The sequence below is a fragment of the Bacillus sp. GbtcB10 genome, from assembly GCF_019091365.1.
Lineage (GTDB): Bacteria > Bacillota > Bacilli > Bacillales > Bacillaceae > Bacillus > Bacillus altitudinis.
On record NZ_JAGXJP010000449.1, the window covers coordinates 1 to 231 of the forward strand.

At 45.5% G+C, this 231-nt stretch carries 1 pseudogene; it reads right to left on the reverse strand.

From position 1 onward, the window contains the following. Positions 1–231 (reverse strand): annotated as a pseudogene (locus KVT11_RS20795) (thiamine pyrophosphate-dependent enzyme); the annotation flags it as partial.

The following is a 231-nucleotide window of genomic DNA, read 5'->3' on the forward strand; positions in this document are numbered from 1 at the left end:
GGCAAGTGTGCCTCTTGCACTCTTTGTTTCTTCATCTTTGATTTGGCGGGCAGCACCGGGATGATATTTTACATCCCCTGTCCATCCGTAGCTGATGCCAATAGTGCCTTCTGATGGTACAAGCTCTTTATTAGGCGCATGCTGTCATTCTGTGCAAATGATCTCATATGGCCTTCCTAACACATGGGCTAATACATTTAAACGGCCTCTATGTGCCATTCCAACGTTAAT